This is a genomic window from Bifidobacterium catenulatum DSM 16992 = JCM 1194 = LMG 11043 (assembly GCF_001025195.1).
Lineage (GTDB): Bacteria > Actinomycetota > Actinomycetes > Actinomycetales > Bifidobacteriaceae > Bifidobacterium > Bifidobacterium catenulatum.
Genome location: NZ_AP012325.1, coordinates 371,606 through 395,778, shown reverse-complemented (window position 1 = coordinate 395,778; position 24,173 = coordinate 371,606). Strand labels below are relative to the sequence as shown.

The following is a 24,173-nucleotide window of genomic DNA, read 5'->3' as shown; positions in this document are numbered from 1 at the left end:
TTTTGTGAAGAGAAAAAGCTTTAAAAACATCATTTTGAGCGTTTTTGTTGCTTTTTATCATAAATCACACACACTTTCTCAAGTCTCACCTCCTCATCTTTTATAAAAGTATTTTCTATATGATGTCAATCATATCAAACTTTTACAAAGTTTATTTACTTATCTTGTCCGTCCAATGTATTTTTTCCGCCAGGCAGTAGGAGTTTCGCCCGTTTCTTCAAAGAAGCGACGATTGAAATTCGAAGCGTTTCCATATCCGCAAGCACGACGAATCGACGCGACGCTTTGATTCGTGGTCGTCAGCAATCTGCACGCATGCCCGATACGCAATCGTCGAACAAAATCCGAAAACCTTATTCCTGCGGCCCTTTTGAACAGACGAGAGAAAGCCGACACACTCATTCCAGCCTGATGAGCGGCCAAATCCAGGCTAATTTCACCGCTCAGATGCGATGAAATGTACTCAATGGCATCGTTGACCACACTTTCCGCACCACTGCATACAGCCGGATCGTATCCGGACGCAACCACTGTATAGGATTCATCTGCGGGGGCATGCGCGAACACGTCCAACACACGAATCAGATCACTAACACGGCAAGCAAGACTATGTTCCTCCATGCTTTCCAGAATCGAACCGGCCTGACGAGCGGATTCACCGCTCAGCACCAACGCCTGCCCCGCACGCCTCAACACCATTGCAAAACCAGACGTTTCCGGAAATCCAGACATCAGCAGACGTATGGTTTCCGGACGCACATGGCACACCACATCACGCTGACGAAGCCGCTCCCCCGGAGCGATGTCGGACACCCAATTATGCGGAAGATTCGAACCAATCAGCGCAACCTGCCCGGCCTCATACGGAACAACGGCATTGCCCGCCATCATCAATCCGGTACCTTCCCGAATCAGATGAATTTCAATATGAGGATGATGATGCCATTTCGCCAACGAGCTTGGGTAGCCATGCTTCACCCAACGCACCGAAGCCTGCGCGTCCGGCACAATGATCTCCAATACGCCGGAATCGTTCGAACTTCCACCTTTCGGCACGAATCCACCAAAAGAGGTCTGAGCCAAAGCCGCCTTCCCATGCCGATTATCGTTGACTTGTACAACAGCACCCATGGCCTAGACCCCTTTCGTCGTTCCGTAACGTGCGTAACGTCAGTCGTTATTCACGGTAATCTGCAGCTTAATGTCTCCAGGACGCCCCTCGGCCATGCGATCGAACGCCGCCTTGGTATCCTCCATCGCATAGGTGTCGGTGATGAATGGCTTCAGATTCAGTTTACCGTTAGCCACGAGGTCAATGGCCTTCTGATACACATTGGCATAACGGAAGATATTTTCGATGCGCACCTCGGTAGCCTGCAGTTCCGTAATGTCGATAGCCACCGGATTGACCGGAATGCCAACGATAACGGCAGCGCCACCGGGAGCAATCAGCTTCCAGAATGTCTCGTATGACTTCGGCGAGCCCGAGCACTCGAAAGCCACATCAGCACCCCAACCCCCCGTTTCCTCACGGACGCGCTCCACCAGATCCTCTTTGGTGAGATCCACCGGAATAATACCTGGAATCTGAGCCGCAATCGCCAGTTTGATTGCCGACACATCAGAAATCAGCACCTTGGAAGCGCCACCTGCCAACGCGCACGACGCGGTCAGCATGCCGACCGTACCCGATCCGGTGACCACGCAGACATCGCCCGGCTTGATACGAGCCTTGGTGGCGGACCACATGCCCACAGCCAACGGTTCAAGCAGCGCACCCTCACCGAAGCTCACATTGTCGGGCAGCTTGTAGGTGAACGCCGCAGGATGGTTCACCGTTTCGCACAGGCAGCCATCAATCGGCGGAGTGGCAAAGAAACGCACCGCAGGATCGACGTTATACATGCCCAGTTTGCTGGCACGCGAACTCATATCCGGAATGCCGGGCTCCATGGCCACACGATCGCCCACTTTGAAGCCTTCGACGCCAGGACCGACCTCAACCACCGTGCCGGAAGCCTCATGACCGAGAATCATCGGCTGCTCCACCACATATTTGCCCACACGACCATGAGTGTAATAGTGCAGGTCGGAACCGCACACACCAACGGTATGCGGCGCGATCTTCAGCTCGCCTAGACCAGGTGCGGGGACGTCAGGCACCTCACGCACATTGATGACGCCCTGCTCTTCGAGAACGACTGCCTTCATGATTATTCTCCTTTGTGGATAATGATGTTTTTTGAGAAAAATGATGATCGAGCAATTGATATTCAATTGCGATTAGTTACGCTCGATCGCGGCAATGCGATGGCCGCGATCGTCAAATCCGGGTTGATGAGGATGAACGCCGAACGTGACCAACGATCCGATCGCATAGCAGATTGCATACGTCCAGCACACGCCGCCGAATCCGATAGTGGAAACCAGCACCGTCGCAATCAGCGGACCGAAAAACGTAGCCAGGCCGGAAGCGAAATTATGCGCGGAAATCGCAGCACCCTTATGTTCCAACGCCAACGCGGGAAACACGGCTCCCATAGGAACGAAAGCGGAAATTCCCAATCCAAGAACAACCGCATCAGCACACATAAGCACCATATTCGCCCCGAAAAACTGCGGAATGTAATACATGCCCAGCGTGCCGATCACACAGAACCAGCAGCCAAACCAGCGCATTTGCCGCATCCAACCATGCGAATCGCCCATACGACCCCAGAACACATTGCCGAAAATGGTGACCACAAACTGGAATCCCCAAATCTGACTCCATTGCGAAACCTTAAACCAAGCACCGCCGCCATTGTTGGTAGTGGCCAAGTAGAGTGGCATGATGACGGGAAAGCCATACAACGTCAGATTGCAGATCACACGCACCACCGCAGCCAAAGCGATTTGGCGATTATGCACCAGAATGGTGACTCCTCGACTAAGCTCGCGCAGCTTGTCTGCATTGCTCATGGAAGAGTTGCCAGAACCCTTGCTTTTCGGCACCATCAGCAGGCAAATCAGCAGTCCAGCTATAGAAAACGGCAACGAAAGCCACAGCGAATAGTACTCGCCCACCATCGGAATGGTGAAACTCGGCAAATATGCGCCAAACACGCCGATGCCGAACGAGTAGGCGGCCCAAAACCACCCCATGGCCGACGCGAGCTTGGCAGGATCGATGGTTTGCGCCATCAACACCACGAACGAGTAGATGAACAGCGGGTAACCAACACCCCGCAACGCATACACGCCTAACATCAGCGGATAGACGCCGCTCGGCAGCGCCACACCAACGAACAGCAGGTGCAAAACGACCCAGGCGCTCGCGCCGATAAGCATGATGCGTTTGGCACCGAACATTTCAGCTAGCACACCGGACGCCCAGCCGGCAAGCGCAGCCACCAGCCCGTACATGGTGAACATCAGCGACGATTGCGAAGAGCTGAATCCCTGGTCCACGATGTATTTGGACAAAAAAGTCAATTCAAAGCCATCGCCGGTCATGAACACCGCTATGGCGACCAAGCCGGCCAATAGCGTGCGCGGCAGACCTATCTTCATAACATGTCTCTTTTCTTGGTAGAACGTCGTTGTCACCGTCTCAACTTTTTTGTTGATAAATATATTTTCGACGCAGAAAAGTGGCAGAAAATCCTTTATGCACAGCTGTTTTTGATACTTTTTTGCAATACCTGATATCTCAGACCAACACGAGACATAAGGAAAGGACTTTTATGAAGTAATCTTGGAAAAGAAGTTGCGCAGGAAGGATCAACCAGTGAAAGCCCAATCCGCCCTATCAGTCAAAGAAGCCAATCTCAAGGCCATGACCGCGTTCATCTACACTCAAGGTTCAGCCACCAAGCAGATGTTCGAACACGAATTAGGGCTCAGCCTGCCAACCATCACGCAGAATCTGCGCGCCATGGAGGCCGACGGGCTCATCGTCAAAGGCGAGATGCAGCAATCCACCGGTGGACGCAAAGCGCAAATCTACGAATTCGCGGCACACTCCAGCGTGGCTATCGGCGTGCGAATCCAAACCACACGAATCACGGCCATCGCCATTGATCTGAACGGCAAATCCGTGGCCACCAGACAGCGCACACTCCCCTATCGCAACAACGACGCCTACTACCAGCGCATGAACGACATCATCAACGGTTTCGCGCAGGAACTGGCGAAACAAGGCAGCACGGTGCTAGGCGTGGCCTTCTGCATGCAAGGCATCGTATCGGCAGACGGGCAGTCGATCACCTTCGGCAAAATCATGAACAACACCGGCCTGAAACTCAACGAACTCAGCCACGGCCTCAACTATCCGTCGCTGATGATTCACGATTCCGACGCTTCTGCCATGGCGGAACTCTGGTTCGACCACAATCTGAAGGATGCCGTCTGCATCTACCTCGAGCGACGCCCCGGAGGCGCGATCATCGTAGACGGATCGCTTTACCAAGGGCCAAACCAATGCAATGGCTCAATCGAACATATGACGCTGATTCCAGGAGGCAACACCTGCTACTGCGGGCAACAGGGCTGCATGGATACGTATTGCTCACCGGAAACGCTGATGGAAGACGGCGAAAGCCTGCCCGGCTTCTTCTCGGTGTTGGAACAAGGCGAGCAGGAGCATCGCAAACGATTCTCGCAATGGCTGGATTATGTGGCGCTGGCGGTAACGAATATTCGCTCGGTACTGGCCGGTGACGTGATCATCAGCGGTGAGGCAGCACAATATCTCGATGATGACGATATGGCCGGACTACGCGAACGCGTGGTGGAACATACGCCATTCGGCACCACGGATTTCACCCTGCGCAAGGGAATGGCGCTCGACCATCAAGACATTATCGGCGCGGCCCTGCGTTTTGTGGAGCCGTACGTACGCGAACTATGCGATATGTGACCGCTTTTGCGCACATACTAATCGCATCGATTGCATAACAAAAAGAAGCATGTTCCGAACCCGTATATAAGTTCAGCGCACGCTTCTTTGTTTGCTTCCGTCTGTTTCGCCTGTTGTATTTGTTTTCAACGATTATTTGACAGCAATCATCTAACGATAGTTATTTGACAATCTGACAGAATTCAATGGTTTCGCCGTTCGGTCCGTACACGTTGAAGTAGCGGATGCCATGCTCCCAGAAGCTGTCGATATGCTGGATTTCGTTATCTTTGAAATTCAGCCCGAGTTCCTTCGCGTTTTCGAATGCGGCTTCGATGTCGGGAGTGTCGAATGCCCAATGATTGATGGCACCAGTGGTCAGCGGAGCCGGATCACCCTCCCACGTTTCGATGGTCAGATGGCCGTAACGCAGGAATGCACAACGATTTTCGCCGTTATGAAACAGTCCGGCCAGTTCGAAACCAAGCTTCTTCGTATAGAATTCGATGGTTTCGTCGAGATCCTTCGCCGGCATACCGGAATGCTGCAGATCGGTAGTGAATTCAGACATTGCTTTCACCATAAAATTACCTCCTGATAACGATGAATACGACTGATTTTTCCCTTTTGTGATTAGGATATGCGCTATGCGGCGATGTCGGCTGTGCATTTGCCGTCATGTCGTGATACTTTTTCGCTAATTCCAGGCTGTTCGGGACGAATAAACAACGTCAGGCACCAATCTTGACGACAGCCTTGGAAACGCCAGTGATCTTGCCGTCAAGGAAGTCTTGCACCTGCTCGAGTTCAAGCTCGTGGCTGATCAGACCGGCACAAGCGTCGACAGCCTCGACATAGCAAGTCAACAGATAATTTCAAAGTGTTTAGAATGAGGTTATGAAGAACCCACCTTTGCACCGCTACGCGACCCGACCAGGTCTCTATTTCACCGATGATGGTGGCGCGGACGCCGTTGTCCGCTCAGAAACAGCAGACCAAGTGTGGTTTTGCGTACTTGAACCACTTGACCAACCGAGCGCCTTCTATGCCGACGCCACACGGCTGTTCAACGAGCCCGGACTCACGTTCATCGATCAGGCCAAAAAACAGCGCATCTGCACCAGACGCATTCCCTCGCTCAATCTTCGCGAAACACTGTTCCGCATGGACGGCCCCAACTACGGACTGTGGTACGTGCACGTGCCGCAAGCATGGGACGGCATGCAATACGGATACCGCGTCAACGGCCCATGGGATCCCGATCATGGCGTGAGTTTCAACCCCTACAAGCTGCTGCTTGACCCATACTCCAAAGGCATCGAAGGATCGATGAAACTCGATCCAGGCGCATTCGCCTACGAATGCGAAATCGTCAACGGCAAGGTCAAGGGCTCCCCCTTCGGACCGATGAGCACCATCGACTCGGTAGGGCGCATGCCCGTTTCCGTAGCCATAGACGACCGCGCCATCGACAAACACGCAGGAGAACCCTCGCATCCACACGTTCCGTGGAGCAAAACGGTTATCTACGAGCTGCATGTCAAAGGCTTCACCGCCAACGCGCCATGGCTGCCCAAAGAACTTCGCGGCACCTACGCGGGCCTCGCACATCCGGCCACGCTCTCATACCTGCAGGATCTGGGCGTCACCTCCATCGAACTGCTGCCGATTCAGGCCAAACAATCGGAACTCTTCCTGCAGGAACGAGGACGCACCAACTACTGGGGATACTCCACGCTCGGATATTTCGCCCCCGAATCCTCATATGCCACCAAACGCTCGCAAGAGGCAGGAGCGGCCGCAGTACAGCAAGAAGTCATCGACATGGTGCGTGCATTGCACGAGGCCGGCTTTGAAGTGATTATGGATGTGGTTTACAACCACACCTGCGAATCGGGCCCCGAAGGCCCGACCATTTGCTGGCGAGGCCTTGACAATCTCTCGTACTACCGACGCACCAAAGACAAGATCAGCCGCCTGTACGACACCACCGGTTGCGGCAACACGCTTGATTTCACCAACACGCACGTCACCACGTTCGCCGTGGATTCGTTGCGCTATTGGGCCAAACGCATTGGTATCGACGGATTCCGATTCGATCTTGCGGCGACGCTGGCACGTCTCGACGGTGAATTCACCCGCTACCACCCATTCCTGTACGCTTTGCGCTCCGACATACTGCTCGGCAATCTCAAAATGATCATGGAACCATGGGATTGCGGCCCGAACGGCTGGCGCACCGGCGAATTCGGCATTCCTTTCGCGGAATGGAACGACCGTTTCCGCGATTGCACGCGCAAATTCTGGCTGACCGACGTGGATCGCACACGCAGCGGCGAATACGGCGAAATGACCATGCAAGACATGGCCACACGCCTATGCGGATCTTCCGACCTGTTCGCCACCGACCCCGGCCGCGGTTCAACCGCCTCCGTGAACTATGTGGCCTGCCACGACGGCTTCACCACCGCCGACCTGACCATGTACAAGAGCAAACACAACGAAGCCAACGGCGAAAACAACCACGACGGAACAAACGACAACTATTCCGTCAATTTCGGGCATGAGGGCCCCAGCAGCGACCAAATCATCGTGCAGCAGCGCCAGCGTGCCACCATGAACCTGCTGGGCACGCTCTTACTGTCGTTGGGTACACCAATGCTGCTCGCCGGCGACGAATTCGGCAATTCGCAAAACGGCAACAACAACGCCTACACGCAAGACAATGACATTACATGGCTTGATTGGGATTGGCTGTACAGCACCGAGCAAACGCCGGAATTGAAGCAATTCAATCTAACGTCACGTTTAATCACGTTGCGAAAATCCCACGATTTGTACAGTCATGAGGATTTCTTCACGCGCCTGAGCAAAATCGGTTTGCTGAAGAAATCCGATCGCGTGCATTGGTATCTTCCGAACGGGCAGATGCCGGACGATTCGGATTGGACGAATCCTGCCGTACGCTCGTTCGCCATGCAACTGCTCTCCCCCGACGAGCCTAGCCTGCTAATTCTGATTAATGGTTCCGACGAAGTCACACGTTTCCATCTTCCGAAAGGCATTGAATGGGAGATGGTCTGGTCTTCATCAGAGATCGTCGGCGAATATCCCGGTTTGGGAACGTCCATCGAACGGGTATCAGAATTCGACGCAGAGTCGGAAAACAAGCCGGCAGGTAGACTGCGCAATCATCTGCACCGCATCAATATGATGTACTGGCAGATGCAAGACAATGAAGCAAATCTGCAATCTGCCGACGATGGATTGTCGGAAGACGATCCGACATTGTGGACGCTCCCGGCGTTGAGCATCAGTGCGATGAGGCAGATGCCGACCGCCTGATTCCATCAAGCGCTGCCTGAATCGTTCGAATACCAAGAAACCCCTCGGAAAACGAATTTCCGAGGGGTTTCGTATAAGCTGTAAAGCTTTAGCGCTTCGAGAACTGCGGAGCGCGACGAGCCTTGTGCAGACCGGCCTTCTTGCGTTCCACGACGCGAGCGTCGCGGGTCAGGAAGCCAGCCTTCTTCAGGGCTGCGCGGTTCGCATCACGATCGATGGCGTTCAGAGCGCGGGCAACGCCCAGACGGATTGCGCCAGCCTGGCCGGTGGTGCCGCCACCGTCAACGAGGACGATAGCGTCGAACTTGCCTTCGAGCTTGAGAAGCACGATCGGGGAGTTGACCTCACGCTGCAGCAGCTTGGCCGGGAAGTACTCTTCCAGGGTGCGACCGTTGATGGTCCACTTGCCGGTGCCCGGAACCAGACGAACACGAGCGACGGCTTCCTTGCGACGACCGGTGCCGTAGCCCGGAGCGATAGCGGAAGTACCGGTGCCAGCGCCAGCGTTGGTTTCGGTGGTGTACGAGGTGAGCTCCTCTTCGGTCTCGAGAACCGCGGAGTTGTTGGTGTTTTCAGCCATGTTTCTTATCTCCCTTCGGTTCACTTAGCCTGCTGCGAGACCTGAGCGATCTCGAAAACCTGCGGCTTCTGGCCAGCGTACGGATGCTCGGTGCCACAGATGATGTGGAGGCGATCCAGCTGGACCTTGGCCAGACGATTCTTCGGCAGCATGCCCTTGATAGCGGACTTGATGATGCGCTCAGGGTTGGTCTTGAGCAGCTTGCCGTAGCTATCGCGACGCAGGCCACCCGGACGACCGGAGTGCATGTACAGTTCCTTACCCAACTTGTTGCCGGTCAGAGCGATCTTATCGGCGTTGAGAATGATCACGTGGTTGCCGGAATCGGCGTGCGGAGCGTAGGTCGGCTTGTTCTTGCCACGCAGCAGGATGGCTGCCTGGGAAGCGAGACGGCCGAGCACCACGTCGGTGGCGTCGATGACGTACCAGTCGTGAGTCAGATCAGCTGGCTTCGGAGTGAAAGTTTTCACGATGTACCTTTTCTATATATTGTGTTCCGGACCTTCCATCAACATCAATGCGTTGGTTAGGCGCGGAATGATGCCGTTTTCAGGTCTCATTATCCGTGGGCTCCCTGAAAGTCCTCGATGGCGAGTGGGAAAAGCGCTTTGAAGGACCCCGTAGGGAAACACAACAATCTACTAGTATATCGCCAGCCTTGACATTTGCGACACATCGTATAGCGAAATCAACGTAAAATAACTCTTTTTCACAGCAACAAAAACCGGCGATACGCAAACGGACGTTCCGTTTCATATCACCGGTTTTATATATCTAATATCTGATGCCAAACGCGATCAGCCGCGCATAATCGCCGCGATCTCCTGCAGTCGAGTATTGCCGAACAACTCTTCCAGAGGCACGACATTGCCATCGCCGTCAGCCAAAGGAATACGCCAATTCGGGTACTCGTTGCAGGTTCCCGGCTGGTTCTGCGTGCGCTTTTCACCGACCGCATCGACAATGGATGCTGCCATCAGCTTGCATGGTGATCCCTTAAGACCGCGGTACAGGGCGTCGATGATCTCGTTTTCGTTGGCAAGCTCATCTTCCAGCACGTCAGCGTCAAGATAGCCTTCCTTGACAAGCATGTTCAGCATGGCGTTATGCTCGGCTTCCGCGGACTTCTTGAATTCCTCGACCGGACCGGACAACAATCCCAACTGCTCGCGCAGCTTGACATGCCCATACTCCAAGTAGCCTGCCGCCGGAGGCAAATCGTGCGTGTTGACGGAAGCCAGCGCATACGGACGCCAATCCTTCGGTGCACGGAACACACCGTCGAACTGTTCGAACCATTCCACTGCGCAACCGAGAATGCCGTGCTCGGACAACGATTTGGACACATAAGCCGGAACCACGCCAAGATCCTCGCCCACGACCACGCCACCGGCGCGAGACGCTTCCAGCGCGAGAATGCCGAGCATAATGTCAGAATCGTAATGCACGTAGGTGCCGTCCATGGCCTTCCTGCCTTCCGGAATCCACCACAAGCGGAACAAGCCAAGAATATGGTCTATACGCACCGCGCCCGCATTGGAGAACATGCCATGCACCATGTCTCGGTACACCTTGTAACCGGTCTGATCAAGGGCAATCGGGTTCAGCGGCGGCTGGCTCCAATCCTGACCCTGCTGGTTGAACATGTCTGGCGGGGCGCCGACCGTGGCACCCTTGGCGAAACGCTCAGGATTCCACCACACGTCGGAACCGGCCGGGTGCACACCCACCGCCATGTCGGCGACGATGCCAATCTTCATGCCGGCGTCACGCGCCGCCTGCTGGGCCGCATGCAGCTGCTCGGTGGCGACCCATTCGAGCCAACGGTAGAATTCGAGCGTGTCAGGATACTGCGCGCGAAGCTGCGCGACCTCTTCGGAATCACGATTGTACTTACGCACCCAATCGTTGTCGCCGCCATTGGAGGCGCCCCACTTGTCGTAGCACAGGCACCACGTGGCATAGGATTCGATCTCATCGCCCACTTCGGCGAGATACTGGTCGAACTCAGCTTGACGCTGTGCGGAAAGACCTGCTTTGTAGATGATCCACAACGCCTGCATCTTGGTGCGCCACATCGTTTCGCGGTCCAAAACCTGCGCATCGCCGTTGAGGGGTTCGACCTGCTCGTGCAGTGCGTCGACCTTCGCCTTGTCTTCCGGCGAAAGCGCGGCATATTCCGGCATGGATTCCGGACGAATATAGCTGAAGTTGATGAAACGGCGCGAAATCGGCAGATACGGCGACGGCTCGATCGGTGGCACCGGCTCGGCGGCATGCAGCGGGTTGATCAGCATGAAGTCGGCACCGGTCTTCTTCTTGGATTCGACGAGCAGGGTCTTCAGATCCTCATAATCGCCGATTCCCCAAGAGCCGCTGGAACGGATGGAATAGAGCTGGCTCATCCAACCCCACAGGGAGCCTTTCTTCATCTCGTCAAGCAGTTCGATCTTCTCCGGAGCACTGATAACGGTTGCAGACTCCGTCTTGCCACCCACGGTGACTTCAAGGGTGTGATACCCTTCGGGAAGATCTTCCGGAAGCACCAGGTACGACGTGCACACAAATCCGCCATCGACCTCGACCGCGGCACCGCTGCCGCCCTCATGCTCGATTTTGCCGGCATACGTCTCGCCATCTTCCAACGTGATGGAAGCTGCGGGAACGTCAAGCGCGCCGCCATGGACCTCGACCTTGCTCTTCTTACCGACAATATGCAGCACGGTCGGAGGAACGATTCGGGTGTTGCGTTCACGCTGAATGGTGGTGATGGACTGTTCGATCGCATCATCGTTGGAAGCGTCGATTCCAAGTGCCTTGAGCACCGCCACAAGAACATCGTCTTCGATTTCGTGGTAGTCACGGCTCATACCGACATAACTGGTGGCGATACCCGCCAACTTTGCCAGACGAATGAGCGGACGGGCTAGACGCGTTGCATTTTCGGTCTGTTCTGTCATAAGCAACAGTCTATGCCCCAATCACATGCACCACGCGCAAAAATCTCATAAAAATGACAACGTATGCAACTATTTTTCCGAAAGACGCTTTTCAGCGGCCCTTTTTACTTCTCCCGACGCATCCTGCGCAAGTTTTTCCAGCATCTGATCGGATGTGTTCGGGTTCACTGCAACGGCCCTGCGCACCATGGAAGCGAGCACCGCCGGAGCGTTCGGTTCGATCTCGGTTCCCAAGGATCCCAAAAAATCAAGGGTTTGCGAATCCATATCCGGATCCTGCGCGCCTTCGAGCCTCATCTTCCAAGATGTCCGCTTATTACGCAATGCGACATCGCGCACTTCGGGGGACTCATCCTTGGTGAGACGCCCCACCAGCCAATTCTTATCATTGGAATTGCCGGCAACGGCTTTGCGCACCTCAACGGATTCGTCAGTGGACAGTTTGACGAGAATATTCGGAAACGGCATGGTTTCCGCGAGGAAAACGCGATCTTCCAACGGCGTATGCGCATTGCCCGCGACAGCCTCCAGCAGTGCCGTGGCTCGCGAGAACGCAGCCTGCTCGGAACGGTCAGGCAATGGCCGGCGCGCGAATTCACTCAGTTCAGCGGCATCCGCGGAATGCCGCAAACGCTCGTAAGTCGCGGTCAGAGGCTCGAAATCCGAAGGAATCTCCTGGCCTTGCGATTGTGCGGATTCGTTCTCGGCATTGCCGTCTTGCTTGATTTCAGCATCGGTCATAGTTTTCCACCTTACGTCATTGTCTTCCGGGATTCACATTTTCACCGGACGATTGGAAGTTCCCGTTTTCTGCGGAGTCACGGTTGCATTGAACGTTTCGACCACACGCGATTCGAATTGCTGCGATTGCTCCTGTGGCACGACAACCGCCAATACGATGCGATCGGTGTACTGCGCGTCCGCCTGCTCACCCTGCACCGAGGCGAGAAGATTCTGAAAACTGCCCAATTGTGAGTAGTCGAGCGTTACCTGATATTCGCTACACGGTACGATTTTCGCTTTGGTCGCCGCTTTGACGGCGATGGACGCACCCGTGGAATATGCACGAATCAGACCGCCAGAACCCAATAGGATCCCACCGAAATACCGGGTGACGGCAACCACGCAATCCGTCATCTCATTGGCGCGTAGCACGTCGAGAATCGGCTTGCCGGCCGTGCCCGACGGCTCGCCATCATCGCTCATACGCTCGGCCAAACGGCCGTCGGAGCCACCGCACACCGCAGCATAGGCAACATGACGGGCTTTCGGATGCTGATCACGAATCATCTGCACAAACGCGAGCGCCTCATCCAAGGAATCGATATGGCAGGCGTCGCCGATAAATTCCGATTTCTTCTCGACGAACGCATCATGCGCGGGCTGATCAGCGGAATCGAGTATGGTCTGCATGTCTTTCAACCTACCCAATCACGCCGACCGTCCGTACGTTTTTCTTATACCGCTTCGTGCGATCGCTCACACGACGACGTTGAAATCCTCGCCTTTAAAGTAAGCCGCGACCGATTGAACAACCTGCTTGGTGATGCCCACATATGCGCCGTCGGTGCGCCAGGCGGTGTGTGGGGTGAGGATTATGCCTGGAATCGAGCACAGCGGATCGTCGGCAGTGAGCGGCTCATGGTCGAACACGTCAAGCGCCGCAGGAATGTCGCCGCGCTGGAGTCTGGAGAGCAACGCGCCTGACTCGATGATTTCCGCGCGGGCCGTGTTGATGAACATGGTTCCCGGTTTCAGAGCCTCAAGATTTTGCGCGGTGACAATGCCTTTTGTGGAGTCCAGCAACGGCAAGTGGATGGACACCACGTCGGATCCGGCAATCAGTTCGTTCATATCGTCAACCGGAGTGACGTTCAGGTCGGTGAGCACCCGCTCGGGAACGTGGGAGTTCCATGCGGACACGTCCATGCCAAGAGTTCCGGCGATACGCGCCACGGTTTGGCCAATGCCGCCAAGGCCGATGATGCCAAGCTTCTTACCGTACAGTTCATAGCCGTCGACACCATCCCAATTGCCTTCTTTGACTTGCCTGTCGAGTTTGCCGACCTGCCTGGCGAGTTCCATGAGCAGTGCGATGGTGTGTTCGGCTACGGCATGGTCGCCGTAGTGCACCACGTTGCATACGCGGATGCCGCGTTCCTTGGCTTTGTTTAGATCGATGTAGCTGGCCACGCCGGTGCCGCCGAAAGCGTAGCATTTCGCGTTCAGACGATCGAGGATCGAGTCGGCGCAGTGGAATCCGATCACTATGATGGCGTCGGCTTCGGCGCAACGCGCGACGATGGTGTCTTCATCGAGCGTGAAATCCTTGTACATGCGTACGCGGGCAATGTCTTTGAACAGCTCGAAGTTCTTTTCGAACGATTCAATCATCGATTCGATGATGACGGGCACAACCACCAGCGGCAGATCGGTACGTTCCGGCTGGGTTTCGTAGATTTCATCCATGTCTTTCACCTCACACTGTGTATTCAAGCGGTTCTTCCGCGTTTTCAACCAACGGTACGAGGCATATTGTGCCATGGAAAACTACTCGCCAGATGAACTCGCCCGCTCTGCGGTTATATTCCATTCCTTGACCACGTTTTGGTCGGCGCCCATGGAATAGAGCACGTCCCAGATGCGTTGGCGCACATTCGCGTCTTGCGTTTCATCCCAGCAGGGGCCGTCCGGATGGTCGCTTGCCAGCGAACACCATTGGTATTTGCCTTGCGTCACATTGGCGCTGGGCACCCAGTCGATACGGTTGACGCGCCACGAGCCTGCCACGCCTTTTTTGCCTGCGAATTGAATGCGCGCGGTCACACCTTGGTTGTTTACAATGGTGTCTGCCGTATTAGCCGATTCGGTTACGGCATTACCCAAACCGTAGATGATCCAAGTGCCGTTATAGTTCTCGATCGGCTGCGCGCAATGGCAACCGGCACCATAGATCACATCAAATGCGCCCGTATCAGCTAGCTCGTGCGCTTCATCCTGCTGCCAGGAATCGGCGTAGTCCAAGTATTCCTGCACGGAATGCATGGCCATGGCCACCACGTCGGCACCTTGTTCTCGAGCGGCCTTCGCCTTGGCTACGGCCTTGTCTATATCGGCCTGATGGTTCGGATCTCCGGATTCGCGAAGGCGATCCACACGCCAGTCGTAGTCAGGCGTTTGCGCATTCAACGATACGGTTCCCGCAACGAGTCCGATTTTGCCGCCGCCCGTCGGCGAATCGATGACCAACGGCTCATACGAATCCTTTTCGGTTTTATAGGAACCGGTTTGCGCTATGCCGTCCTGTTCAAGCGTGTCCCACAAACGTGCGATGCCGTCGGCACCTTGATCCCAAGAATGATTCGAAGCATGAGTGCAGGCATGATATCCCACATTTTTCGCGGCATCGGCCACTTCTGGAGGAATATTGAAAATCGGATAGGCGGAATATGGACCGCCACGTTGTGCGATAGGTGTTTCGAATTCACATACGGCGATGTCGGAAGCTTCGATATATTTGCGCATCGGTTCGAACAGACCGGTGAAATCAAATGCGGTGCCGTCGGTGGCCGCGGTGTTGGCGCTAGCATACTGGTTCCACAATCCCTCATGGAACAGCAGATCACCGTTGACAAGCATGGCGATGCAATCGGTATCGGGGCAATCTGGGGAATTGCCATGATGCTCCGCAGGTTCGGTCACTTGTTTCTTTTCAGCCGTTTTTGGCTCGCTCACCGTTGTTGCCGGCTTCGTATCGGCATCACTCTGCTTTGATTGAAGGCTATGCACCAGCAGCCATATTCCCGCAACAAGCACGACGGCAAGCACGGCCAACGCCGCGAACGCGAGCCTGCGTCGGCCGGCTGCAAGCACTTCCGTGTTGGTTGCGTGCACTGCCTCTTTTCTGTATTTCATGGCACCCCGCCTTCCTCTGAAACCTTCTCAACTCTTCAATTCAAGAATAACGGACGCACCACGGTTTCTACACTCCGAAACTGGCGATGTCGTTGCCGTATTTTTGACGCACCGCATCCAGTGCCGCTTCCGCACCACGCAAACGTTTTGCGTGGGTCTGCATTTGCGCAGGTTTTGCCTGAACCGCCGCATGCCGTTCGGCTTCGTTTTCTTCCAGCAGATCATCCAGTGAGGGCTGGATCGCAGTCTCTTCGGCAAGCACAAGTCCACTGGTGCTCATTCCCGCCAAACGCACGGGTCGAGCAAGGGAAATGGCATGCACGGACTCCGGAACCATGCCCATCATGGCGAGCAGCAGGTCTACGCATTGCGGGTAAAGCACGCTCGCCGCGTCCGTAGGGCAGTCCAGCGTGCGCCCTTTCGTCGCATAACTCAAGTCCGGAAATCGGAGTTTGACCATGACCTTGCGTGCGAGGAAACCACGCTTACGCAACGACGTAGCCACGTCATCGCAACACCAGCGAAGCATAGAACACACCTGTCGCATGTCTTGTGTGTCTGCTTCGAAGGTGCGTTCCGCACCAATCGATTTTTCCTGCGTGTATGGCACGACGGGCCTATCGTCCAGGCCTCGGGACGCCTGATACAGGCCGTGTGCGGAGATAGCAGATCCGGTGGCCCGCTCCAGAGATTCGAGACTCATGCGTGCAAGGTCGGCGACCGAGTCGATGCCCCACGCGTTCAGACGCTTTTCCAGAGAAGGTCCGATGCCGGGAATGCCACGCAATGGCATCATCTGCACGAATTGCGCATGCCGCGCCACGGGAATCATCAACATGCCGTTGGGCTTGGCATTGGTGGATGCCATTTTGGCGACCAGCTTGTTCGCCGCGATGCCGACGGAACAGGTGATGTTGTAGCGCAAGGCCACCTGTTCACGTATCCACGCTCCAATGGCACTGGGACTGCCCCACCGCAGCAATGCTCCGGAAACGTCCATATAGCATTCGTCAACCGATACCTGTTCGATGCGGCCGGTAATCCGACTGAGCACTTCCTTGAAAATGCGATGCGACATCGCGCGATAGTAACTCATGTCGACCGGAAGGAAAATGCCGTTCGGGCATAGCTTTTGCGCCCTGGAACTTGCCATGGCCGAGTTGATGCCGTATTGCCGTGCCTCGTAGCTGGCCGCGGACACCACCGAACGATTGCCCACGCCGATGATCACCGGCCTGCCGCGGTATTCCGGGTGCCGGGCCACTTCCAAAGACGCATAGAAAGCATCCATGTCGATATGCAGCACCGTGCACCCAGCCTCGTCATGGCCCCAGTCACGTTTGGCTGCTGCGATTCTCGGTGCGGTACTCATGATTCCATGATAGCTGTTTTTTCACGTTCCTTTGAAACAAATGTTCGAATATCGCAGTTTATCTTATGAAAACGGCGTGTCGACAGTTGCGATTTCATAAGGCACGCACATGCATACAGCACGGATTTTTCCCGATATTTCAACGTTCTTTCATCTTTTTTTCGAGATATGGTGTTTTGCCCGCAAATGGATGGTATAGTTGCATGCTGTTGCGCCGTGAAAACGGTAAAACAGTGGAGTCATGCCTGAGTGGCCGATAGGGGCACCCTGCTAAGGTGTTAGTCGTTTTTAGCGGCTCGAGGGTTCGAATCCCTCTGACTCCGCCTTGAGGGTTTTCGGAGAAATCCGGAAGCCCTTTTTTCATGCCAAAACGGTGGAATACCAACGATTTCAAGGCATCCAACGCGACGATACACATGGGCGACGCCATGACCGACATGCTCAAACAGCAGATAAACGGCAAGGCTCCTACCGACTACGTGATATCCGCACGACGCCGAACAGGGTCTTTAACGGCCCGAGCCTCCGCGAGATGCCACCGACGAACCAGACGACGGAAACGGTGAAAAGTCGGATAATCAGTCTCGAAATCCTCCTGCACGCGCAACGGCAAACCATTATGCGACAGGGACGATCCATAAAGACCGTCCCTGTTTACATATCAGTATTTATATATCAACGGCATGCCGTCACAGGCCGAATGCTTTTCGATCCGTTTCGGTAAGCCAATCCGTCCGCATGCCCGGTTCTTGGCACAAATGCATGGCGGGGCATTCCTCACCGATGCAAGGATCCCATACAGGAAGCGGCGTTCCGTCACGGTCCGTTCCGTTGGGATCGCCATTGGCTGCGAAATTGGTCCAGTACAGCCCCATTCGCCTTGCCAGATCGTAATGCCATCCAACGAACGGACGCCAGCATTTCGCAAGGCTTCCAAAGGAGAACCACAGATCGGACGAGTGGAAGGCTCCGGCATCATCCCCCGGCATAGCGACATCGAAATGATAGTAGTATGGCGCGGTCCCACCGCTTGCGGTCCATTTGCGGATCAGCGTGAGATTGCCGAGCTGGCCGACATGCACAGGCTTCCCATCTTCAGTCGAAGCGATGAACTCATTGGTCGTGTTGCCGACCAGCATGTCAACGTTGTTGGCCTTGCAGCCCTCGACGATACGCTCCTCCTGATCGGGAAGGAACAGGCCGTCCACGCATGGCACCCAATTGACGATCATCGACCAGTCATCTTCACGTCCACTGTCCGGTGGAACAGGCAGGGACTCGGCGGCTTCCAATACCGTTCGGGCCGGGATTGCACGGGCCTGCTCCAGCGTGGAGACACCCAATGCTTCGAACAGACGGATTCCGTTGGCCTGCGCATGCTCCAGCGTGTCCTGCCGCGCATTGAAATACCCTAAGCCTGCGCCGGATTGCATGATGGCTTTCTGAAACAGGCCATGATTCATCGGCGAGCAGATCTGGGCCAAGACGCTGGCGGCACCGGCCGATTGGCCGAAAACCGTGATGTTTTCCGGATCTCCGCCGAACTTTGCGATGTTTTCCTTCACCCATTGGATTCCGGCACGCTGATCCAGGAATCCGAAATTCGCATATGGTTCGCCGTCGCCGCGTTCTACGGCCTCCTCATGAAGCAAAGGGTGCGTCATAAACCCAAATGCATTCAGGCGATAGGCCACACTGACCACAACGACGCCGTTCGCGGCGAGATGTGTGCCGTCGAATTCCTTTTCAAATGTGCCGCCACATTGATAGGCTCCGCCGTAGATCCAGACCATGACTGGCAGCTTTTCGGAGGCTACCATGCTATCCGCGCCATATCCGCGTAATGCCGGAGTCCAAATATTCAGGTAGAGGCAATCCTCGCTCATCGGCACGGCCGGATCAGTGCCCCATTCACGATCATAGAAATCATCGGAGGCACCCGGCGTCGGCTGCATCGCGGTAGGCCCGAAATCGAAGGCTTGCAGCACACCATCCCATGGCAGGGCCGGCTGCGGCGCACGCCAGCGCAGACCGCCGACGGGAGGCTGGGCGAACGGGACCCCTCGGAACACGGTGATGCCCTGATCTTCAGCCGCCAAGCCTTCGACAGTTCCTTGCGACACTATGACCTGTCGCTTCATTGCTCTCTTTCCTTCGTATCCGGCGTCGAATACGCAAAGTCGTAAAAATCGGCGATTCCACCGGTCTCTTTTGTCGAATACAGGAACAATCCGATACGGCAACCTGTGAAATGATCCATTTTGAAGACCATCCGGTGCGCTGTCCCCAATGGACACCATTCGGATTCCGGCGTATCCGCATCGCGGTAGAAGAACGTCACTTCATCCTTGCAATCGGTGAAATCATATACCGCGCGCAGGCGCATGCAATCCGCATCCGCCATGATTTCCGCATCCGTTACGGCTGGACTGTCCCAATCATTATCGGAGAAGATGGAATCGTCATTCGCCGGCTTGTATTGGACGGTCAGCATCGTGCGGCCGTTCCTTCGCGTAAGCGCGATGTAGGAATAGCATCCTTGGAACGCCGCCAATCCGGCGAAGTCGCCATCATGCAATGTCGACGCGTCGACGGTGACTTCGGCCACCGTCACAGGCCCCATCGTGCGCTGCGTCAGCGTGTTCCATGCATGATTGAGATTCGAGCTGATGCGTCCGGAATGCAGGCGGAATGCTCCCGGACGTTCCGTCAGTGACCAGTATTCGTTATGTGAGATGTGATTGAACTGCCAGTATGGCTGCAGACAGTTGGCATCGACTCCGCCTTCGGCGTTATACCGGGCTATGAATTCGCTGCCGTTGATGGGCGTGACAGGTTCGGCACAGCTTGCAGCCGGCACGCTGACCGACTGCGGCACTTTGCCGTTCTCGCCGACGACGGGGAATCCGTCCTCGCCGAACCGCATCGGCATTAGTATCGGCACGCGTCCCACACCGCCGCGGTCCTGCATCATGAATGCATACCAGTCGCCGTCCGGAGTGTCCACCATACCGCCTTGCGCGACTCCGTAACCGTGGAAGGACAGGTCGTCTTCGATAATTTCACGCACTTCGAAAGCGCCATCCAAGGATTCGGCCATCAAGCAGGCTTCTGTTTTGCCCTTGCCTTGCGGGAAGTGACAGGTGAAGACGTAATAGCGTCCATCATGCTTGTACAGGTGACTGCCCTCATAACCAAGGTCAGCCTGCGGATCGTCCTGCACGATGACCCGGTCGAGCCCACCCGGCATCGGCCCGCTTAATTCAGGATTCAACTCCGTGATGCGCAATGTCGACTGCCCATGTACGACATAGGCTCGATCATCGTCGTCAAAGAACAGTCCGCTGTCGTAATAGAAGCCGTCAAGCTCACGCTTTCGCCATGGGCCGCATGGATCGTCCGCCGTCAGCAGATAGCTGGTATGCGTATCGTTGGCGGCGAACAACACATACCAGGTGCCCCGATGGTAACGCAGTGACGGCGCCCACATGCCTCGACCGTAGGCGTTGGCACCTTCACATTCCAAACGTTCTTCAGGGGTATCCGCCACGATATTCAATGCGTGCGCAATGAATTCCCAATGCACTAGGTCATAGCTGCGCAGAATATCGCACCCGGGTGTGAAATGCATAGTCGTAGTGGCCATGTAATACACGCCCCCGACCCGGATGATGTCTGGATCAGGAAAATCCGTGTAGACCATAGGATTAGTTGAGGTAATCATCATTCATACCGATACTTTCCGCTCAACGCCAGCATGGCGAAAGCATAGAGGAAGTTGTCATAGTAGCGACGCGTTCCGGTTCGCATCGGCGTATTCCACAGCATGCGCACCCATTCACGGGCATTATGTTCCGCGTCGGGCTGGGCCGAATGCACCGCCGCAAGTGCGCCTTGCGCGGTCGCGGCCAGGAATCCGACCGGATGAAGCACGACCTCGTCCACGGCGGTGCCGTCGATGGCGTAGACGCTAGTACGGTCGTGGGTCAGGAAGAATCGCTGCAGCGCGGCGACGCGGTCGCACAGCACTTCCTGCGGACCGTTCCAGGCTACATCCAGTCCGATATTCGCCGCGGTACGGTAGGCGTCGGAATAGAAATGCCAATGATTGGACTCGTCGACATGCGGCTTTCCGTCATAATCCGCGTATTCAGCGTTCATGCCGGTCTGCTCGTCGCAGGCCGCCTGCAGATAGCGACGGCTTGCGGCGGCTGCCTCATGCCAAAATGGACGGTCTTCTTCGTCAGCCTCTTCGGCGAATACTTCATAGAAGTGCGGCAGATGGTAGGACGGATCGCTCCACTCGGTTTCCGGAATGAACTTGATGAGCTTGTTGTCGGGATTCCACATGGGCTCGCCGTCGTAGCGTTCGCCCTTATGGACGCAATATCTCAAGATCTCGCGTCCCCATGCGGAATATTCGTAGATATCCTCGCCATCACCCCAGCGACGGGAGGCGAGGAACAGGTCCATCGCGAAATATTCCTCGCCGTCAGGTGCAGGACCATTCGAGTTCGGCGTACCGTCCGTCGCGACCGACCATGCGAAATAATGCGCATGATGACCGTCCTTCATGTACATGTGACGCATTACCCAGCCCCACAGCTTGTCGAATACGTCCTTACGGTCGTATTGCAGGGCGATCATCATCGCATAGCTCATACCCTCGGTACGTACATCGTTGTTGCCGGTGTCCATCACATAGGCAAGACCTTCGTCGTTCTCCCAATAGAATTTGTTCGGACCTTCGAAAATTTCATGCCAGACCTGTGACACGCGCTTATCGATGGCGTCCTGGGCATATCCGCACTGTGCGAACATGGACTCGCCCAATGTCTTGTTGGTATCGGTTGCATTTGTCATATCAGTTGTTCCATTCCCAGATTCGGATGTGATTCTCTCCGGAGACAAGACCATTCAACGCCCCGGCCTTGCGTTCCGTTGTCGTCAAGGCTTGTCCCAGCAAGTCGGTGTCCAGCACATAGTCACTGCCATCGGGCTGTTCATAGCGTTCCTCCACGATGCGAGGCACGCCGAGCATATCGCTGGTGACGACCTGCATTCTGGTATCGGTGACGGCCTGTGGCACAGTGCACTGCAGGTACAGTCCATCGGGTTCTTCGACCAATGTCACCGGCATGGGCTCATCACACGCAACGCTCGTGGAGGCGGTGCCGCCGAAGAACGGGGCGTCCTCCTGCATGCGTTCCGAATCGTCGGCCGCACCTTCCTGCTTGTTCAGCCCCTGTGCGCCGGACAGATAGATGTTGCCGCCCGCGTATAGAGACTGCAGAGGATTGCGCTCGCCACCACCCTGCGAAGGATCTGCCCACATGGCCCGCTGGCGTTCCAAGTATTCATGCATCGACATCGGGCAATCGCTGTAGGCGGACAAACCATATTCACCGACGGTCGGTTTCACCGGTTGCGGCGCGAACATATTGTTCAGCCAACGCTCATCGCCGCCGGATACCACAGCGCACCCGGCCACCTCGGTGGTGTGCGGATAGTGATACGGCGTGGAACGGTCGGGGACGGTATGCGGTTCAATGCCGCCGCAAATCAGATTGTTGACGAAGGCACCACCTTGCGACCAGTTCTGGAACATCACCGGCGAGGCGAAAACGTTATTGTCCACCAGATACGGCCCATGACTCACTTCAATCATGAGGTCACGGACGTTATCGTGGAACACATTGCGCGTGATGCGCGTGCCCTGCGTCTGCCAATCCATCCACATGCCCAGCGAGCAGTCGTGGATGTTGTTGTTGGCAATGACCGTATCCAATGCGGCATGGAATTTGATGCCAGCGACCTCCCATCCGAAGAATTCACGCTTCAACGCAATGTGATGGACATGGTTATGCTCGATACGGCAGAATGCGCTGCCCATATGTCCGACGATGGCATTCTGTCCGCACTCATAGATGTCGTTGTTGCGTACGATATGACCGCCGATCAGCCCCTTTTCCCAGCCGATGCGACGGGCCTTGAACACGGCCTCCAACTGGTACTGGTAACCGGTCTTGCGCTCGGTTTTCGCCCACTCGTTGTCGCCGGATGAGATTTCCTTGCCCAATGACACCGCGGAGAATTTGGCGTCATGCAGCACGTTGTCTTCGATGATCCAGCCATACGACCAGTTCGGGCCGATCATGCCCCACTGCTGCGAGGTAGGCGGCGCCCAATCTCCAGTGGCCTGCGCCATTTCAAAGCCACGCACGGTGATGTAGTTGACATGGTTGTGGGAAGGGAAGAAGCATGTGCGACGAACACTGACCTCCACCAGTTCCTCATTCGGATCGGCACCTTGGAAATTCGCCCAGATCGTTGTGGTGCCGGCATTTTCGTCCACTTCGGCATGCCATACATAACGTGTACGGTCCACATCCGGCACGGGGCAGGGAATCTTCAACACGAAATCCTCATCCGTATCACGCGGCTGCGGATCGTATACGCCTTCCAACGTCGTCGATTCGAAGAAGGAAACACCGTTGAGATACACATCGCCAAGATGTTTGTCCGGATCCTTGCCGAACTTAGGCATTTCCAGCCAGTCGCCGAAAATCGGGGTCGCGAATGGATTGAAATCCCCGAACATCGTATTATCAAGCATCACCGTCCACACATGCGGATGATCGGCCAATTCCGTCCAGCCCTGCACGCATTCCGAGCCTTTGATAACCGGCCGTGCTTCGCCTTCGGCTCCGCAGTAGGTGATGCGCTCATGTTCACTCAGACCGCCGCGTCTCGGATTGACTTGTTCGCGGTATACGCCTTCATGCACGATTACCGTATCACCCGGAGAGGCCATCTGCGCGGCCTTGGAAATCGTGGCGAACGGATGCTCCGCGTCGCCGCACGCAGCATCGCTGCCGGTTGGTTTGACATGGTATTCAAACTTCATTCCTGAATCTCCTTATTCACACATGTTCCTGAACCGTAACAGTAACGCTCCGCCATGGTTCGCACCAACCCCATACCGGTACGTCCTGCCCGGATTGCAGCACACATCCGTCATCGAAAATCTTCGGCATCGCAAGCATCGTTGCTCTTCCTTCTTCCATCTTTGACAAGTCCACATAAAGCCTCCGTATACGATTCATGACGGCTTGCATACGT

The 24,173-nt window shown here is 55.5% G+C and carries 19 protein-coding genes and 1 tRNA gene; 3 read left to right on the top strand and 17 right to left on the bottom strand.

Annotated elements, in window-relative coordinates; all coding sequences use genetic code 11:
- Window positions 1-159: 159 nt before the first annotated feature.
- The 3 genes from BBCT_RS01560 to BBCT_RS01550 all read right to left on the bottom strand — a co-directional run bounded on the left by BBCT_RS01560 (window position 160) and on the right by BBCT_RS01550 (window position 3,552).
- On the bottom strand, window positions 160-1,131 hold the full coding sequence (locus BBCT_RS01560) for a helix-turn-helix domain-containing protein (protein ID WP_003836008.1): 972 nt from the start codon (window positions 1,129-1,131) through the stop codon (window positions 160-162).
- A gap of 39 nt (window positions 1,132-1,170) precedes the next feature.
- Window positions 1,171-2,211 carry an NAD(P)-dependent alcohol dehydrogenase gene (locus tag BBCT_RS01555; RefSeq protein ID WP_003836010.1) on the bottom strand — a complete coding sequence of 347 codons (1,041 nt, stop codon included), beginning with the start codon at window positions 2,209-2,211 and terminating at the stop codon, window positions 1,171-1,173.
- A 72-nt stretch (window positions 2,212-2,283) separates the two neighbouring features.
- Window positions 2,284-3,552: an MFS transporter gene (locus tag BBCT_RS01550; RefSeq protein ID WP_003836011.1), complete on the bottom strand. Its 1,269-nt coding sequence runs from the start codon at window positions 3,550-3,552 to the stop codon at window positions 2,284-2,286.
- Window positions 3,553-3,769: 217 nt separating this feature from the next.
- On the opposite strand from BBCT_RS01550, the gene BBCT_RS01545 reads away from it, so the two are divergent.
- Window positions 3,770-4,900, top strand: a complete 1,131-nt coding sequence (locus BBCT_RS01545; protein ID WP_231858075.1) for an ROK family transcriptional regulator — start codon at window positions 3,770-3,772, stop codon at window positions 4,898-4,900.
- A gap of 160 nt (window positions 4,901-5,060) precedes the next feature.
- Here BBCT_RS01545 and BBCT_RS01540 read toward each other — a convergent pair whose 3' ends face one another.
- Window positions 5,061-5,462 carry a VOC family protein gene (locus tag BBCT_RS01540; protein WP_003836014.1) on the bottom strand — a complete coding sequence of 134 codons (402 nt, stop codon included), beginning with the start codon at window positions 5,460-5,462 and terminating at the stop codon, window positions 5,061-5,063.
- A 148-nt stretch (window positions 5,463-5,610) separates the two neighbouring features.
- Window positions 5,611-5,745, bottom strand: a complete 135-nt coding sequence (locus BBCT_RS09590; RefSeq protein ID WP_003836016.1) for a hypothetical protein — start codon at window positions 5,743-5,745, stop codon at window positions 5,611-5,613.
- Window positions 5,746-5,776: 31 nt separating this feature from the next.
- Between BBCT_RS09590 and glgX the strand changes: the two genes are divergently transcribed.
- Complete coding sequence (gene glgX / locus BBCT_RS01535) at window positions 5,777-8,224, top strand: glycogen debranching protein GlgX (RefSeq protein ID WP_003836017.1); 2,448 nt, start codon at window positions 5,777-5,779, stop codon at window positions 8,222-8,224.
- Window positions 8,225-8,312: 88 nt separating this feature from the next.
- Here the strand turns inward: glgX and rpsI are convergent, their stop codons facing one another.
- From rpsI to dinB, 8 genes are all read right to left on the bottom strand, one after another.
- Complete coding sequence (rpsI, locus tag BBCT_RS01530) at window positions 8,313-8,804, bottom strand: 30S ribosomal protein S9 (RefSeq protein ID WP_003836019.1); 492 nt, start codon at window positions 8,802-8,804, stop codon at window positions 8,313-8,315.
- 20 nt (window positions 8,805-8,824) lie between these two features.
- The gene (gene rplM / locus BBCT_RS01525) at window positions 8,825-9,274 is read right to left on the bottom strand and encodes a 50S ribosomal protein L13 (protein WP_003836021.1); all 450 of its coding nucleotides are present in this window, start codon (window positions 9,272-9,274) and stop codon (window positions 8,825-8,827) included.
- Window positions 9,275-9,601: 327 nt separating this feature from the next.
- Window positions 9,602-11,764, bottom strand: a complete 2,163-nt coding sequence (gene malQ, locus BBCT_RS01520) for a 4-alpha-glucanotransferase (protein ID WP_003836024.1) — start codon at window positions 11,762-11,764, stop codon at window positions 9,602-9,604.
- A 69-nt stretch (window positions 11,765-11,833) separates the two neighbouring features.
- A complete protein-coding gene (locus BBCT_RS01515) occupies window positions 11,834-12,505 on the bottom strand; it encodes an AbrB family transcriptional regulator (RefSeq protein ID WP_003836026.1) in 672 nt (223 codons plus the stop codon).
- A 33-nt stretch (window positions 12,506-12,538) separates the two neighbouring features.
- The gene (locus tag BBCT_RS01510; protein ID WP_003836027.1) at window positions 12,539-13,177 is read right to left on the bottom strand and encodes a YigZ family protein; all 639 of its coding nucleotides are present in this window, start codon (window positions 13,175-13,177) and stop codon (window positions 12,539-12,541) included.
- Between the two features lie 66 nt (window positions 13,178-13,243).
- Complete coding sequence (locus BBCT_RS01505) at window positions 13,244-14,233, bottom strand: D-2-hydroxyacid dehydrogenase family protein (protein ID WP_033512432.1); 990 nt, start codon at window positions 14,231-14,233, stop codon at window positions 13,244-13,246.
- A gap of 81 nt (window positions 14,234-14,314) precedes the next feature.
- Window positions 14,315-15,679, bottom strand: a complete 1,365-nt coding sequence (locus tag BBCT_RS01500; RefSeq protein ID WP_003836031.1) for a CapA family protein — start codon at window positions 15,677-15,679, stop codon at window positions 14,315-14,317.
- A 67-nt stretch (window positions 15,680-15,746) separates the two neighbouring features.
- Entirely contained in the window at window positions 15,747-17,051 is a 1,305-nt protein-coding gene (dinB, locus tag BBCT_RS01495) for a DNA polymerase IV (protein ID WP_003836032.1), read from the bottom strand.
- Between the two features lie 235 nt (window positions 17,052-17,286).
- Here dinB and BBCT_RS01490 point away from each other — a divergent pair.
- Window positions 17,287-17,374 (top strand) — tRNA-Ser (locus BBCT_RS01490).
- A 366-nt stretch (window positions 17,375-17,740) separates the two neighbouring features.
- Here BBCT_RS01490 and BBCT_RS01485 read toward each other — a convergent pair.
- Genes BBCT_RS01485 through BBCT_RS01470 form a run of 4 tightly spaced genes read right to left on the bottom strand, consistent with a single transcriptional unit; the run spans window position 17,741 to window position 23,958 of the window.
- Window positions 17,741-19,192, bottom strand: a complete 1,452-nt coding sequence (locus BBCT_RS01485) for a carboxylesterase/lipase family protein (RefSeq protein WP_003836035.1) — start codon at window positions 19,190-19,192, stop codon at window positions 17,741-17,743.
- The gene (locus BBCT_RS01480) at window positions 19,189-20,778 is read right to left on the bottom strand and encodes a glycoside hydrolase family 43 protein (protein ID WP_003836036.1); all 1,590 of its coding nucleotides are present in this window, start codon (window positions 20,776-20,778) and stop codon (window positions 19,189-19,191) included. The genes BBCT_RS01485 and BBCT_RS01480 overlap by 4 nt, the downstream gene beginning before the upstream one ends.
- Window positions 20,775-21,914: a glycosyl hydrolase family 8 gene (locus BBCT_RS01475; protein ID WP_003836037.1), complete on the bottom strand. Its 1,140-nt coding sequence runs from the start codon at window positions 21,912-21,914 to the stop codon at window positions 20,775-20,777. The genes BBCT_RS01480 and BBCT_RS01475 overlap by 4 nt, the downstream gene beginning before the upstream one ends.
- 1 nt (window position 21,915) lies before the next feature.
- On the bottom strand, window positions 21,916-23,958 hold the full coding sequence (locus tag BBCT_RS01470) for a right-handed parallel beta-helix repeat-containing protein (RefSeq protein WP_003836038.1): 2,043 nt from the start codon (window positions 23,956-23,958) through the stop codon (window positions 21,916-21,918).
- Window positions 23,959-24,173: the final 215 nt, after the last annotated feature.

Bases quoted from the DNA above. Each gene is read 5' to 3' on its own strand.
- BBCT_RS01500 (WP_003836031.1), bottom strand. From the start codon at position 15,679: ATGAAATACAGAAAAGAGGCAGTGCACGCAACCAACACGGAAGTGCTT.
- dinB (WP_003836032.1), bottom strand. From the start codon at position 17,051: ATGAGTACCGCACCGAGAATCGCAGCAGCCAAACGTGACTGGGGCCAT.
- rpsI (WP_003836019.1), bottom strand. From the start codon at position 8,804: ATGGCTGAAAACACCAACAACTCCGCGGTTCTCGAGACCGAAGAGGAG.
- BBCT_RS01540 (WP_003836014.1), bottom strand. From the start codon at position 5,462: ATGGTGAAAGCAATGTCTGAATTCACTACCGATCTGCAGCATTCCGGT.
- BBCT_RS01505 (WP_033512432.1), bottom strand. From the start codon at position 14,233: ATGGATGAAATCTACGAAACCCAGCCGGAACGTACCGATCTGCCGCTG.
- BBCT_RS01515 (WP_003836026.1), bottom strand. From the start codon at position 12,505: ATGACCGATGCTGAAATCAAGCAAGACGGCAATGCCGAGAACGAATCC.
- BBCT_RS01485 (WP_003836035.1), bottom strand. From the start codon at position 19,192: ATGAAGCGACAGGTCATAGTGTCGCAAGGAACTGTCGAAGGCTTGGCG.
- BBCT_RS01555 (WP_003836010.1), bottom strand. From the start codon at position 2,211: ATGAAGGCAGTCGTTCTCGAAGAGCAGGGCGTCATCAATGTGCGTGAG.
- BBCT_RS01510 (WP_003836027.1), bottom strand. From the start codon at position 13,177: ATGCAGACCATACTCGATTCCGCTGATCAGCCCGCGCATGATGCGTTC.
- malQ (WP_003836024.1), bottom strand. From the start codon at position 11,764: ATGACAGAACAGACCGAAAATGCAACGCGTCTAGCCCGTCCGCTCATT.
- BBCT_RS01470 (WP_003836038.1), bottom strand. From the start codon at position 23,958: ATGAAGTTTGAATACCATGTCAAACCAACCGGCAGCGATGCTGCGTGC.
- BBCT_RS01550 (WP_003836011.1), bottom strand. From the start codon at position 3,552: ATGAAGATAGGTCTGCCGCGCACGCTATTGGCCGGCTTGGTCGCCATA.
- glgX (WP_003836017.1), top strand. From the start codon at position 5,777: ATGAAGAACCCACCTTTGCACCGCTACGCGACCCGACCAGGTCTCTAT.
- BBCT_RS01560 (WP_003836008.1), bottom strand. From the start codon at position 1,131: ATGGGTGCTGTTGTACAAGTCAACGATAATCGGCATGGGAAGGCGGCT.
- BBCT_RS01475 (WP_003836037.1), bottom strand. From the start codon at position 21,914: ATGACAAATGCAACCGATACCAACAAGACATTGGGCGAGTCCATGTTC.
- BBCT_RS01480 (WP_003836036.1), bottom strand. From the start codon at position 20,778: ATGATGATTACCTCAACTAATCCTATGGTCTACACGGATTTTCCTGAT.